This window comes from Arthrobacter sp. MYb229 (assembly GCF_002975405.1).
Taxonomy (GTDB): Bacteria; Actinomycetota; Actinomycetes; order Actinomycetales; family Micrococcaceae; genus Glutamicibacter.
In genome coordinates this window covers 123,962-137,385 of sequence record NZ_PCPS01000005.1, presented here as the reverse complement: position 1 = coordinate 137,385, position 13,424 = coordinate 123,962, and the positions used below count along the sequence as shown (strand labels likewise).

At 67.4% G+C, this 13,424-nt stretch carries 10 protein-coding genes; 8 read left to right on the top strand and 2 right to left on the bottom strand.

The features are described 5' to 3' along the window. Nucleotides 1-12: 12 nt before the first annotated feature. Nucleotides 13-945, bottom strand: coding sequence for a sugar phosphate isomerase/epimerase (locus CQ019_RS14485; RefSeq protein ID WP_105570005.1), 933 nt, complete (start codon nucleotides 943-945; stop codon nucleotides 13-15). A 148-nt stretch (nucleotides 946-1,093) separates the two neighbouring features. Next, on the bottom strand, nucleotides 1,094-2,293 hold the full coding sequence (locus tag CQ019_RS14480; RefSeq protein WP_105554742.1) for an ROK family transcriptional regulator: 1,200 nt from the start codon (nucleotides 2,291-2,293) through the stop codon (nucleotides 1,094-1,096). Nucleotides 2,294-2,625: 332 nt separating this feature from the next. Here CQ019_RS14480 and CQ019_RS14475 point away from each other — a divergent pair, with 332 nt between their 5' ends. From CQ019_RS14475 to CQ019_RS14440, 8 genes are all read left to right on the top strand, one after another. Continuing rightward, nucleotides 2,626-3,582 carry a sugar phosphate isomerase/epimerase gene (locus CQ019_RS14475; RefSeq protein ID WP_181148518.1) on the top strand — a complete coding sequence of 319 codons (957 nt, stop codon included), beginning with the start codon at nucleotides 2,626-2,628 and terminating at the stop codon, nucleotides 3,580-3,582. 84 nt (nucleotides 3,583-3,666) lie between these two features. Then, nucleotides 3,667-4,950, top strand: coding sequence for an inositol-3-phosphate synthase (locus CQ019_RS14470; protein WP_258133957.1), 1,284 nt, complete (start codon nucleotides 3,667-3,669; stop codon nucleotides 4,948-4,950). Then, nucleotides 4,947-5,873 (top strand): SCO3242 family prenyltransferase, encoded by a 927-nt coding sequence (locus tag CQ019_RS14465; protein ID WP_105570003.1) that lies wholly within the window; start codon nucleotides 4,947-4,949, stop codon nucleotides 5,871-5,873. The genes CQ019_RS14470 and CQ019_RS14465 overlap by 4 nt, the downstream gene beginning before the upstream one ends. Next, nucleotides 5,870-7,375: an EboA domain-containing protein gene (locus tag CQ019_RS14460; RefSeq protein ID WP_105570002.1), complete on the top strand. Its 1,506-nt coding sequence runs from the start codon at nucleotides 5,870-5,872 to the stop codon at nucleotides 7,373-7,375. The genes CQ019_RS14465 and CQ019_RS14460 overlap by 4 nt, the downstream gene beginning before the upstream one ends. A gap of 11 nt (nucleotides 7,376-7,386) precedes the next feature. Further along, entirely contained in the window at nucleotides 7,387-8,265 is an 879-nt protein-coding gene (locus CQ019_RS14455) for a TatD family hydrolase (RefSeq protein ID WP_105570001.1), read from the top strand. Then, complete coding sequence (eboE, locus tag CQ019_RS14450; RefSeq protein WP_105570000.1) at nucleotides 8,265-9,413, top strand: metabolite traffic protein EboE; 1,149 nt, start codon at nucleotides 8,265-8,267, stop codon at nucleotides 9,411-9,413. The genes CQ019_RS14455 and eboE overlap by 1 nt, the downstream gene beginning before the upstream one ends. Nucleotides 9,414-9,461: 48 nt before the next feature. Continuing rightward, nucleotides 9,462-10,898 (top strand): alkaline phosphatase family protein, encoded by a 1,437-nt coding sequence (locus CQ019_RS14445; RefSeq protein ID WP_105569999.1) that lies wholly within the window; start codon nucleotides 9,462-9,464, stop codon nucleotides 10,896-10,898. Nucleotides 10,899-11,107: 209 nt separating this feature from the next. Next, a complete protein-coding gene (locus CQ019_RS14440; protein WP_219844264.1) occupies nucleotides 11,108-13,309 on the top strand; it encodes a PQQ-dependent sugar dehydrogenase in 2,202 nt (733 codons plus the stop codon). The last annotated feature ends 115 nt before the right edge of the window (nucleotides 13,310-13,424 follow it).

The window sequence follows — 13,424 nt, the reverse complement described above, 5'->3', positions numbered from 1 at the left end:
TGCCGGCGACCTCTAGAAGCGCAAGGTGCGCAGGTAGCTGTAACCCACCTCGGCGGTTTGCAGCGGGGTGACGTCTGGGCGGTCGTTCTCCACGATGAACTCCTTCGGGCGGTGGGCCGCGAAAATGCGTGAGAAATCGATGGCACCGGTGCCGAGATCCGCGAAGTCGCCCGCGGTATCGCGATCCTTGACGTGGTATTGCAGTGTCTTCTGCGGTGCCTGGGCGATCGTGTCAATCGCGAACTGTATCGGATCTTCTGCGCCGACGCCCACGCCGCCGGTGACGGCCCAGTAGAGGTCGACTTCCAAGTGGACGTTGCACGGGTCGAGGCGGCTGGTGAAGATGTCCCACGGGGTTTCGCCGTTGCCGAGGTCGGTCGTGAACTCGTGTGCATGGTTGTGGTATCCGTATTTCAGGCCCACTGCGTTCGCGGCCGCGGCCTCTTCGTTCATCTGGTCAGCCCAGCGGCGCCAGTCGTCGGCGTTGTCGGAGACGAGGTAGGGCACATTGATATAGGTCTGGCCTAGCGTGAGCGCATCGGTGAGCTTTGCCTCCAGATCCGCGGCTGAATTGCTGATGCCATTGTGGCTGGAGGATGGAGTGAGGCCCAACGAGTCAAGCGTGGCACGCATTTGCCCTGCGGTGCGGCCGTAGAGGTTAGCTAGCTCTATCTTGGTGTAGCCGTAGTCGGCCAGGGATGCCAGTGCGCTGTCGACGCCCTCGCCTTGCATGATCGAGCGGAGCGTGTAGAGCTGGATGCTGATCTGTCCTGGAGGCACCGGTCGGCGGCCAGTGGGTGCCGCCAGCGCGGTGGTTCCGCCGAGAGCGACGAGTCCGGCGCCGGCGCCGAGGGCTACCGCGCCACGGAGGAAGCCGCGCCGCCCCACGTCGTTCTGCTCGAGGGAGCGTTTGAGGGCGGCGGGGGCATTGAATCCGAAGCACATAGTGATGCCTTTCTGGCGTGCGATAAACGCCAGCGGCAATCAGCACCAGCGCTTGGAGTATGTGACGCATGCAACACTATTTCCAGACTTTGTTGCCTGTCAAGCAAAAATCGTCGACAATCGACAAAAGGTCGTTTCTTCGCTTGGCCTAGTCTCCCTTGAGCCCATTCACGAGGGCATCGATATGCTTCGGCGACATGGCGTGGTGGATGGCCAGCATGCTGGCGCCGAGCACACCGGCGTCCTGTCCGGCTCCGGACTGCACGATCCGCAGGTGCTGGGTTGCGACCGGGATGGCCCGCGAGTAGACCACTTCGCGTATCCCGGCGATGAAGTGCTCGCCGGTGAGTGTCATCGAGCCCCCGATGACGATGACGGATGGGTTGATGAGGCTGACGCAGGCGGAGAGGACCTCGCCCACATCGCGGCCGGCTTGGCGGACGGCGTGCACGGCCTCGGCGTTGCCCGATTTGACGAGCGCGACCACGTCTTCACTGGAATTTGCGTCCAGGCCGAGGGCGTTGAGCTTCTTGGCCACGGCGGGTCCCGAGGCGACCGCTTCGAGGCAGTCCAGGTTTCCGCAGTGGCAGGTGATGCCCGAGCCGTTATGCACGCGGATGTGCCCGATATCGCCGGCGACGCCGTCGGCTCCCCGCTGCAGTCTCCCGCTCGAGATAAGGCCCGAACCGATGCCCGTGGCGATCTTCACGAAGAGCATGTTGTCCACCTCCGGCCACGAGACATTGCGCTCGCCCAGGGCCATGATGTTCACGTCGTTGTCGACGAGCACCGGGACATGGAAGTGGTCCTGCAGCAGCCCCGGAACGTCGAATCCGTTCCAGCCGGGCATGATGGGCGGGTTGAACGGGCGGCCGGTGCGGTGTTCTACCGGACCGGGGATCCCGACGCCCACCGCCAGCAGGTCGGTCAGCGCGTGATCGCTCGCCTCCAGCAGCTCCTTGCCCAACTCGACGGCGGCTTCGAGGACGACATTTGGCCCCTGGGATACCTCGATATTCCGCCCGTCCTCACGCAATCGATGCCCGAGCAGGTCGGTGAGTGCCACGCGCACGTGGGATGCGCCGATGTCGATGCCGAGAACCACCTTGCTGCCTGCGTTCAGTGCAATGCGTGAGGAAGGGCGCCCGCCGGTGGAGGTGGCGTCGTCCACGAATCCCACGAGCCCGAGGGCCATAAGCGCTTCGATGCGCAGGGTGATCGTGGAGCGGGCCAAGCCCATCATCTCCGAGAGCTCCGTGCGCGTGCGCGCTCGTCCGTCGCGGAGGATCTGGAATAGTTCGCTGGCACCTGAGCCGCTGAGGCCGCTGAAGTTGCTTATGTCATTCATCGACTAATTACAGCATACTAATCGACGGAACGCGCCCCACGCCCCTTGGGTACGGCATGAGGAGGATTTTGTGGTGTGAACCGACATGACGAAGTGGTTCTGGGCTCGCTTGCAGGCGTCGGCAAATCGGCGCTAAACCGCAGAATCGCGTCTTGCGGCGATGGAAGGTTGCGCATAGGTTTCGAAGATATATCGTCAAACAATATAGATTCGTTGTTTATCGTCATTAGTCATGTTAGGTTCATGTGACCGACATCTCATATTGCCGAGTGATGCGCTTTTGGACGCTCTGCCGGCGGTGTGCAACCGTGCCACTACGCGAGGAGAAGCCCATGACAAAGAGCAAACAAGATCGGCCGGGGAATGCGCGGCGGAAGGTCTCGCGAGGTATGGCGGTGACGGCCTCGCTGGCCTTGGCCAGCGGCGCGCTTTTCGGTATGGCGCCGGCTACTGCGGCCCCCGCCTCCGGACAAGGCGGCGCTGCGGCGCAGTGCACAGGTAAGGGCGTGCCCGCCAGCAAGATCTCCATCCAGATGTTCAGCTACCTGACTTGGGGCAACGAGGTTGGGACCGAGGCCGTGCTCGCCGAGTTGGCCGACATAGGCTATCGAAACATCGAGCCCTTCGGCGGAACCTACGAGGGCCGGAATGCCGAAGAATTTTCCGCCCTGCTCGGCAAGTATGGGCTGAAGGCGCCAACCTCCCACGGCAGCACCGACGAGGGGACCTTCGGCGATACCATCGAGTTCGCTAAGACCGTTGGCCAGAAGTACATGGGTTCGGGCGGCTCCGCCTCCCCTGGCATTGGAAGCCTTGAGGACACCCTCGCCACCGCGGAAACCCTCAACCGGCTCGGAGAGCAGTCCAAGAAGTCCGGCACCGGCAAGATCTTCGTGCACAACCACCAGGGAGAATTCACCAGCCAGTACCCCCACCCGGAGACAGGTGAGCTCACCAGCGCCTGGGAGTTGCTGGCCGAGTACACCAACCCTAGGTACGTCACCTTCGAACTGGACGTGCTCTGGGCGGCCGACTCCGGTGTGGATGTCGTGCAGCTGATCGCGGAGCACGGCGATCGCATTGAGCTCCTGCATATCAAGGACGGATTGCTCAACGGGGACGAGCGCGCCACGCCGACCGATGTAGGGGAGGGCGAGATCGACTGGACTCCCATCCTCGACGCAGCGCAGAGCCACGTGAAGTACTACGTGGTCGAACGCGATTTCGCCCCGGCCACCGCCGAGTTCGCCCGGGACAGCTTCGAGTTCCTCAGCTGCTACACGCGGTGAGCACACCGCACCGACGCAAGACCGCACTTCCGCATGAGCACTGAGCAGCACCGCTCGCACCACCGTATGTGAAAGGACAATGACGTGGGCATACCAGCCGACCTGGGAATTAACGAGGCCGCGACCGCGGACGGGGGAACCGCTAGCGGTTCCGGAGCGGGGCGGGTGGGCCTCTGGCTCGTCGGGGCCCGCGGATCGGTGGCGGCGACGGCGGCCACCGGGCTCGCGGCGATTAACGGCGGCCTGGCTCCGGCCACCGGTTGCGTGACAGCCCAGGAGGGCTTCGCCGCCGTCCCGCTGCCGGGCTTCGCAGATCTGCTGATCGGCGGGCACGATATCAGCGATGTCTCGGTCGCCAAGCGCGTCGAGCACCTGGTCGGTGCGGGCATGCTGCCGCAGCATCTGGTTTCCTCGGTCCGGGCCGAGCTGGAAGAGGTTGATGCGCGCGTCTGCCCGGGCTACCAGCCAGGCCAGATAGGAGTTTCGCAGGCAGAGACCGCCCGCCGCCTGGCCCGGGACATCGGCGAGTTCCGCCGGGATCACGAGCTGGACCGGGTGATCGTCATCGACGTGGCCTCCACGGAAGCCCCGATCGACCACCTGCCCGAGTTCGACGACCTGGACCTGCTCCTTGAGGCCCTCGACGACCCGGCCCGGGCGATCCTGCCGCCAAGCTCGCTGAGCGCCTACGCGGCGATCCTGGCCGAAGCGCCCTACATCTGCTTCACCCCCTCGCCAGCCCTCAACGTTCCGGCGCTGGCCCGACTGGCCGCCGAGCGCGGCCTGCCGACCGCGGGGCAAGATGGCAAAACCGGCCAGACCTGGCTGCGTTCCGTGCTGGCTCCCGGGCTCGCCGCCCGCGGGCTGCGCGTACTGTCCTGGGCCGGGGCCAACCTGCTCGGCGGCGGGGACGGCGCTACGCTGGCCGACCCGGAGGCCGTGGCCGGCAAGCTGCAGTCCAAGAACCGGGGCTTGCAGGCTCTCACCGGCGGCGCCGCCACCCCGCTGCATATCGATAACGTTCCAGACCTCGGCGAGACCAAGGTGGCTTGGGACCATATTAACCTGGAGGGTTTCCTCGGCTCCCGGCTGACCCTGCAAACCACGTGGAGCGCCTACGATTCCATGCTGGCCGCACCCATGATCCTGGATCTGGCACGCCTCATGGCGCTCGCCGACGCCGCCGGGGAGACCGGCCAGATCGGGGAGCTGGGCTTCTTCTTCAAGGATCCGTGGGGCAGCGAGGAGCACGCCTTTGCCGAGCAGAGCCGTCGCCTGCTGGACTGGGCGCAGGAGGCCGGGGCCCGGATCGATGCCACGTCCGCCAAGTCTTTCGGGCAGGTCGCACAGAGCGTCGTCGCACGGTGAGCCGGGTCCACGACTACCTCGAATTGGTCCGCGCGCCGGCCGTGTTGACCGTGCTGGGCGACACCCTCGCCGGCGGCGCAGCCGCCGGGCACCCGCTCCTGGGCCACCGGCTTCTGTTGCCGGCTGCCAGCGCCTGCCTCTATGCGGCGGGCATGGCGCTGAACGACTACGCCGACCGCGAGGTCGATGCCGCCGAGCGCCCGGAGCGGCCCATCCCCTCGGGCCGGATCGCACCCAGAACCGCCCTGTCCGCGGCCGCCGGGCTCACGGCGGCAGGGCTCGGGCTGAGCGCGGCGGGCGGCGGACGCCGATCCCTGCTTCTGGGCCTGCCGCTGGCGGCCTCGATCTGGACCTACGACCTGGCCGCTAAGCGCAACGCCGCTGCTGGCGCGCTGACCATGGGGCTCTGCCGCGGGCTGGATGTCCTCATGGGCGCCGGCACCGGCGCCGTCCGAGCGGCGCTGCCCGCCGCCGCCGTCATGGGCGGACACACCGTGGCCGTCACCGCGCTCTCCCGCGGGGAGGTGGACGGCACCAGCAAGGCCACGGCGTCCGGAGCTACCGCCATGACCACCCTGGTTTCCGGGGCGGTGCTCGCCGGGGTTATGGCGCCGGGCAACGCGCTGCCAAGCCGGGATGCCGGCCCAAGCCGTGCGCTCTTTGGCCGCATCCTGCCCGCCGCGGCCGCCGTAGCGCTCTACGCGACGCGCTGCGGCACGGCCCAGTGGCGTGCGGCCCAGGACCCTTCGGCGGGCAACGCGCTTCAGGCCACCAAGTCCGGCATCCGCTCCATGGTCCCGCTGCAGGCGGCGCTCGCACTGCGCCACGGCAGCCCGGGGGCCGGAGCGGTAATCGGCTCCATCGATGTGCTCGGGAAACTGCTGCGCGCCCGCACCAGTGCCAGAAAGATCAGTGAATCGTGACCGCCCGAAAAGCACTAACCGATGACCAGTTCCGCTTCGCCCTCGGCTACGGGACCAACGGATTTGCGGACCATCCGCTGCCGGTGGCCCTCGAACTGCTCGCAGAACAGGGCTACACCGCCGTCGCGCTAACGCTCGGGCACCCGCACCTGGACCCTTTTGCCGACGATCTGGAGGAGCGCCTCGACGAAGTCGGCGCCCTGCTGGCCCGGAACGGTCTGCGCGTGGTGGTGGAGACCGGCACCCGGTTCCTGCTTGATGCCAGGCAGAAGCACCGGCCTGCCCTGGTGGACAAGCACGCTGGTCTCAGGCTCGAATTCCTGCGCCGGGCCGTGGACATCGCCGCCAAGCTGGACGCCGAATGCGTCTCTTTCTTCTCGGGCATCCTCCCCGAAGATGCCACGGAGCAGACCGGCTGGCAGCGCTTGACCACTCGCGTTGCCGAGCTCGTGGAGTACGCCGCGGCCCGGGACGTGCTGCTGGCCATCGAACCCGAGCCGGGCATGGTCGTGGAAACCGTCGCCGACGCCCTGCGGCTGCACGGCGAGCTGGGCGAACCGCGGGCCCTGCGCCTCACCGTGGACATCGGCCACTGCGTGGTGGTGGAACCCGGCGGAGTCGACGGCGCCCTGCGCCTCGCGGGCGACCTGCTGGCCAACGTCCAGCTGGACGACATGCTCCCGCACACCCACGAGCACCTGCCCTTCGGCGACGGGGTCCTGGACCTCCCGCTGGCCCTCGCCACCTTGGCGGAACTGGACTACCGGGGCGTGGCCGCCGTCGAATTGCCGCGTCATTCGTGGGACGCCCCGGGCCTGGCCGAGCGCAGCATGGCCGCCCTGCGCGCCGCCTGGACCGCGTCGGCGCCGGCGCGAACCGCCGGCGCCTGGCTGGCCGACAGCACGACAGCGGTCCTCGCCGACCACGCCAGCCTGCCCCGGATTTTCGCCACCGCACCGCGCAGCGTCGGCCGGGCCCCCCGCTGCCCCGGAACCGATCCGACCGGGGTGCTCTTCGGCACCGTCGCCGATGACGCCCGCGCCAGGCTGATCGCCCGGCTCGGCCGCGACCTGGAGCCAGCGGTGCTGACCCAGCTGCTGCGGGACCTTTACCACCGCGGCGATTCCGCCGAGCGGCGCGGTGTGCTGCGCGGCCTCGGGGCCCTGGCGGAGGCCTCGCCGAGGCTCGACGGCACCCTCGTGCTGACGGGGCTGGAGCTGACCTCCGATGCGTTGCGGAGCAACGAGACGTCGCTGGTCGCCGCCGCCGTCGGACCGTTTGCCGCCGCACATCTGGACCAGCACGCCTGGCGGCATGCGGTGCTCAAGCTCGTGTTCATGGGTGTGAGCCTCGCCGCCGCCACCGGCCTGCAGGTCCGCGCCGATGCGGAGCTCGCCCGGATGGCCGCCGACTTCGCCGCCGAGCGGCGGGCCGCGTCCCGCCCCATTCCCGAAGACCTGGCGCTGCTCACGCGCCCCGCCAACCACCCGACATCGTTATAAGAAGGACAACCATGCGCATCTTCGACCCACACATTCACATGAGCAGCCGCACCACGAACGACTACGAGGCCATGTACGCCGCCGGCGTTCGCGCCCTTGTGGAGCCCGCCTTCTGGCTGGGGCAGCCGCGCACCAGCGTCGCCTCCTTCCTGGACTACTTCGACTCGCTGCTGGGCTGGGAGCGTTTCCGCGCCGCCCAGTTCGGCATCCGGCACCACGCCACCATCGCGCTGAACCCCAAGGAAGCCAACGACCCGAGGTGCCTGCCGGTGCTCGAGGAGCTGCCGCGCTACCTGGCGAAGGAGGGGGTGGTAGCGGTCGGTGAGATCGGCTACGACTCGATGACTCCCGCCGAGGACCACGCGTTTGCGGCGCAGCTCGAGCTGGCCCGCGCGCACCGGCTGCCGGCTCTGGTGCACACCCCGCACCGGGAGAAACTCGCCGGCACCCGGCGCACCCTCGATGTGGTCCGCGAATCCGGGATCGGCGCAGGGGCCGTGCTGGTGGACCACCTCAACGAAACCAACATCGAAATCGTCAAGGACGCCGGGGCCTGGATGGGCTTTTCAATATATCCGGACACGAAGATGGACGAGACGCGCATGGTCGCGCTGCTGCAGCGCTATGGCACCGAACGGGTCCTGGTGAACTCGGCCGCGGACTGGGGCCGCTCCGATCCGCTGAAGACCCGCCGCACCGCCGACGCGATGCTCGCCGCCGGCTTCAGCGCCGACGACGTGGACCAGGTATTCTGGCGCAACCCCGTGGAATTCTACGGGCAGAGCGGCCAGCTGATCCTGGATCCGCTGCCCGGATTCGAGGCCGCGGGCTTCCCCGATCCGGCCGCCGGGTTCGAAGGCAACTCCGTGCTGCGCGGGGCGCGTGCCTGATGCGCCTGTCCTACTGCACCAACGTCCACCCGGCCGAGGATCTGGACGGGGTGATCACCCAGCTGCGCGAATACGCCGGACCGATCCGCCGCGCCGCCTCGCTGGACACGCTCGGCGTCGGACTCTGGATTCCGGCCGGGCTCGCGGCCCGGCTCGCCGCCAGCTCGGAGGACCGCGACGCCCTGCGTGCGGTGCTAACCGCCGAGGGCCTGGCCCTGCACACCGTCAACGCGTTCCCCTACGGGGGATTCCACAACGAGATCGTCAAGCACGCAGTCTACCTGCCTACCTGGGCCGAACGCGACCGCCTGGAATACACGCTCCAGTGCGCCCAGATCCTCGCCGACCTGATGCCGGCCGGCGAGGTCGGGTCGATCTCCACGCTGCCGCTGGCCTGGCGGGATCCGTGGACCGCGCAGGACGATGCCGCCGCCACCGCGGCCTTCGCCGAGCTGGGCACGCGGTTGCGCCAGCTGCAGGAGCGCACCGGAAGGACCGTGCGCGTGGCGATCGAACCGGAGCCCGGCTGCGTGCTGGACACGATCTCCGACGTCGTCGGCTGGCTCGGGGCGCGCCTGGGCCGGGGGATCGACCCCGAGTTCGTCGGGGTCTGCGTGGACGCCTGCCATCTGGCCGTCTCCTTCGCGGACCCGGCATCGGCGATCGCCGAGATCCAAGATGCCGGGCTGCGCGTGGTCAAGGTCCAGGCGTCCGCGGCCCTGCACGTGGCGGACCCGCGCGACCCGGTGGCCCGCGCGGCGCTGACCCGGTTCGTCGAGCCGAAGTACCTGCACCAGGTCCGCGAGTGGGCACCGGGCGGCGTGCTGCCCGCCGACGACCTGGACACGGCGCTCGCCGAGCTGCCCGGGGACGGGCCATGGCGCGTGCATTTCCACATCCCGTTGCACCACGTGCCGGCGGCGCCCTTGCAGGCGACCTCCGAGGTCCTGCGGCGCACCGTCGCCGAGGTCGCGCGCCTGGACTATGCCGGGCAAGTGCATTTGGACGTGGAAACCTACACCTGGAGCGTGCTTCCCGGCGCGGACGGCGGGGCGGGTGCCGGGAATGATCCCGGAATCGTTGACGGCGTCGCCGCGGAGCTTTGCTGGGCCAGAGACAATCTGCTGGCACCGGTACGCGCCCGTTGACCAGCGCCGAAATCTCTGAACTGAACCATCGACCCGCACAGGAGAACCGTGAAACCCGTATTGCTACTGAACGTCGTCGGACTGACCTCCCGGGCGCTGGCCAAGATGCCGCGTCTGTCCCGGCTGGCCAACAAGGGCTGGTCCGCCCAGCTGGGCACCGTGCTGCCCGCGGTCACCTGCTCGGTGCAGTCCACCATGCTCACCGGATTGTCTCCGGCGCAGCATGGAATTGTCGGCAACGGCTGGTACTTCCGTGAGCTCGGCGAGGTATACCTGTGGCGCCAGCACAACCGGCTGGTCGGCGGAGAGACCATCTGGGAGACCGCCCGCCGGCAGGAGGCCTCCTACACGTCCGCGAATATCTGCTGGTGGTACGCGATGGGCATGAGCACCGATATAACGATCACCCCGCGGCCCATCTACCATGCCGACGGGCGCAAGTCCCCGGACGCCTACATGCGCCCGCCCGAGCTGCACAAGGAGCTGGTGGGCGCCTACGGCGAGTTCCCGCTGTTCCAGTACTGGGGCCCGACGGCGGCGCTAGGCTCCAGCCGCTGGATCGTGGACTCCACGCGGCACGTGATGCGCACGCGGGCCCCGGATCTGCTCACCGCCTATGTGCCGCACCTGGACTACGACCTGCAAAGATTCGGTCCGCGCTCGCCGCAGGCCGACCGCGCCGCGGCAGCTCTGGACGCGGTGCTGGCCCCGCTGCTCGATGATGCAGAGGGACTTGGCTACACCGTGGTGGTGGTGGCCGAATACGGGATCGAGGAGGCAAGCAAGCCGGTGGACATCAACCGGGCGCTGCGCCGAGCGGGGTTGCTGGAAGTCTACGTGCAGGACGGGCGCGAGCAGCTGGACCCCTGGACTTCGCGCGCCTTCGCCGTCGCCGACCACCAGGCGGCGCACGTGTATGTGCGGGACGAAGCCGACATCGCACGGGTCGCCGCGGTGTTGCGCGGCCTGGACGGCGTGGACGAGGTGCTCGATCGGGCCGCGCAGGCGGCCTATGGACTGGACCACGAGCGCGCCGGGGAACTCGTGGTGGTCGCCGAACCCGGAGCCTGGTTCACCTACTACTTCTGGCTCGATGATGAGCGCGCCCCGGAGTACGCCCGCGGCGTCGACATCCACCGCAAGCCAGGCTATGACCCGGCGGAACTGTTCTTCGATCCCGCCGACCGGCTGGCGAAATCCAAGGCGGGGCTGAACCTGGTGAAGAAGAAGCTCGGGCTGCGCTACGCCATGAATACCGTGCCGTTGGACCCCACTTGTGTGCGCGGGACGCACGGCCGGCTACCGGACAGCGCGGAGGGCACGCCGCTGATCCTCTGCTCGGACGCCAGGGTCCCTGCCGTCGTCGAGTCGCTGGTGGACGCGGGACGCCAGGTGCCGGCCGCGGCGGTGAAATCTCTGATCCTGCAGACGCAGGGGCTGGACGCGGAGCTGTGGAGTAAGGGATCCTCGGTTTCCGCAACCTAATTTAGTGCTTGAGGCAACATAATAAAATCGGGGTCAGGGATTGCCTGTTCCCCGATTTCTTGCGCCATTTTTTCCGACGCTTTGTGAGAGTTGGGTGGATGTACCGACTTTGTTTGATGAAACCACTAGTAAATTGTGACGCAAAGCACTAGCGTTCCAATTGACCCGATTCGGCCTGCTCCGAATCAATGGCGACAAGGAAGTGAACGATGATAGTCAACCGAACGAAGATGGCGGGCAGTGCCCCGCGGCGTGCGGCTACCGCACATTCTTTCAAGCGAAGCGCGCTACGCACCGGAGCGGGGCTAGCCACGGCGGCGGTGCTGGCTTCGGCCCTGGCTGGCATGCCGGCCCAAGCCCAGCCGAAATCTCCCGCCGCCCAGGCTCCCGCGGACTCCGCCTTCCAGAAGGTGACGCTCAACGACACCCCGGGCGAGCCCATGGACCTCGCGGTGCTGCCCGACGGCAGCGTCCTGCACACCACGCGCGGCGGCGAGGTCTGGCTCAACGACGCGGAGACCGGCATCAACAGCCAAGCCGCCGAGCTGGAGGTCTACCGGCACGACGAGGAAGGGCTGCAGAGCATCGCGCTGGACCCGGAGTTCGGGACCGAGGGGAACAACTGGGTCTACCTCTACTACGCCCCGCCGCTGGACACCCCGGTGGACGACCCCGCAACGCCGGACGTCAATGAGGGCGACGCCCCGACCAGCGGCACCGCGGAGGATTTCGCCCCTTTTGATGGCGTCAGCAGGCTCTCCCGATTCCAGTTCGACGGTAAGAGCATCGATTTGGCCAGCGAGCAGCAGATCATCGATGTCGAGGCCTCCCGCGGCCTATGCTGCCATGTCGGCGGCGATATCGTCTTCGATGCCGCGGGCAACTTGTACCTCTCAACGGGCGATGACACCAACCCGTTCGTCTCCGGCGGCTACTCGCCAATCGACGAGCGCCCGGACTCCAACCCCGGCTACGACGCCCAGCGCACCTCGGCCAACACCAACGACCTGCGCGGCAAGGTGCTGCGCATTACCCCGACCGATGGCGGCGGCTACAGCATCCCCGAGGGGAACCTCTTCGAGCAGGGCACCGACGGGGCCCGCCCGGAGATCTATGTGATGGGCCTGCGCAACCCGTTCCGTGTGGACGTGAACCAGCGCACCGGCGAACTCTACATCGGGGACTACTCCCCGGATGCGAGCAGCGCCGACCCGGACCGCGGCCCGGCCGGTACCGGCAAATGGCTTGTGGCCACCGAACCTGGCAACTACGGCTGGCCGTACTGCGCCACCGAGAATCTGCCGTATAACGACTACGACTTCGCTACCGAGACTTCCGGAGAGCCTTTCGATTGCGCCGCTCCGGTGAACGAGTCGCCGAACAACACCGGCCTGAGAGAGCTGCCACCGGTGGCCGACGCCGACCTCTGGTACAGCTACGGGCTCTCGGAGCAGTTCCCGGAACTGGGCACCGGCGGCATCGGCCCGATGGCCGGCCCCGCCTATGAGTTCGACAAGGCAGCCACGCGCGGTGCCAATCCCGTGGCTTGGCCGTCCTACTTCGACGGCAAGGCGCTCTTCTACGAATGGACCCGCGATTACCTCAAGGCCATGAGCCTTGATGCTGATGGGTCAGTTGCGATTGAGAGCGTGGTCGACACCTTGGTGACCGAAAACCCGATCGATATGGAATTCGGCCCGAACGGCGCGCTGTACGTGCTCGAATACGGCAACGGCTACTTCGGCGAGAATGAGGAAGCCCAGGTTGCGCGCATCGACTTCATCGGCGAGGGCGGCAACCACAGCCCGATCTCCGTCGCAACAGGCACCCCGACCGTGGGCACCGCCCCGCTGACCGTGGAGCTTTCCAGCGAAGGCACCAGCGATGCCGACGGGGACAAGCTGCGCTACGCCTGGGACTTCGACTCGGACGGCACGGTGGATTCCACCAAGGCCAATCCAAGCCATACCTACGAGGAGAACGGCACCTACCTCGCCACCCTGACGGTCACCGATATCGGTGGCAAGCACCGTGGCCGCCACAGCTCGGCAGAGGTGGAAATCGAGGTCGGCAACCAGCAGCCGGTTGTTGAATTCATTACTCCGGTCGCGGGCCAGGACTTCACGTTCGGAGATACCGTCAACTACGAGGTCAAGGTCACCGACGACCAGCCGGTTGACTGTGCGCGCGTGGAAGTGAGCTACATCTTGGGCCACCACACGCACGGCCACCCGCAGACGACCACGAGCGGCTGCACGGGCTCCTTCGTCACCACGGTGCCAGAAGGCCATGACCCGGAAGTCGATGACCTGTCGGCAGTCTTCAACGCCACGTACACCGACCAGGGCGATGCCGGCTCGGATCCGCTGACCGGCAACGCAGAATTGGTGCTGCAGGCCAGCAGCAACTAGCGCCGCGCCGGTGAGTCCCCGCCGCGCAGGCACAAGGCACCGTGGGTCCCGCTCCGCAGGGAGTGGGATCCACGGTGCCTTGTGCCTGTTTAAACCTGTTTATACCCTCCGAATA

Bases quoted from the DNA above. Each gene is read 5' to 3' on its own strand.
- CQ019_RS14485 (WP_105570005.1), bottom strand. From the start codon at position 945: ATGTGCTTCGGATTCAATGCCCCCGCCGCCCTCAAACGCTCCCTCGAG.
- CQ019_RS14480 (WP_105554742.1), bottom strand. From the start codon at position 2,293: ATGAATGACATAAGCAACTTCAGCGGCCTCAGCGGCTCAGGTGCCAGC.
- CQ019_RS14475 (WP_181148518.1), top strand. From the start codon at position 2,626: ATGACAAAGAGCAAACAAGATCGGCCGGGGAATGCGCGGCGGAAGGTC.
- CQ019_RS14455 (WP_105570001.1), top strand. From the start codon at position 7,387: ATGCGCATCTTCGACCCACACATTCACATGAGCAGCCGCACCACGAAC.
- eboE (WP_105570000.1), top strand. From the start codon at position 8,265: ATGCGCCTGTCCTACTGCACCAACGTCCACCCGGCCGAGGATCTGGAC.
- CQ019_RS14440 (WP_219844264.1), top strand. From the start codon at position 11,108: ATGATAGTCAACCGAACGAAGATGGCGGGCAGTGCCCCGCGGCGTGCG.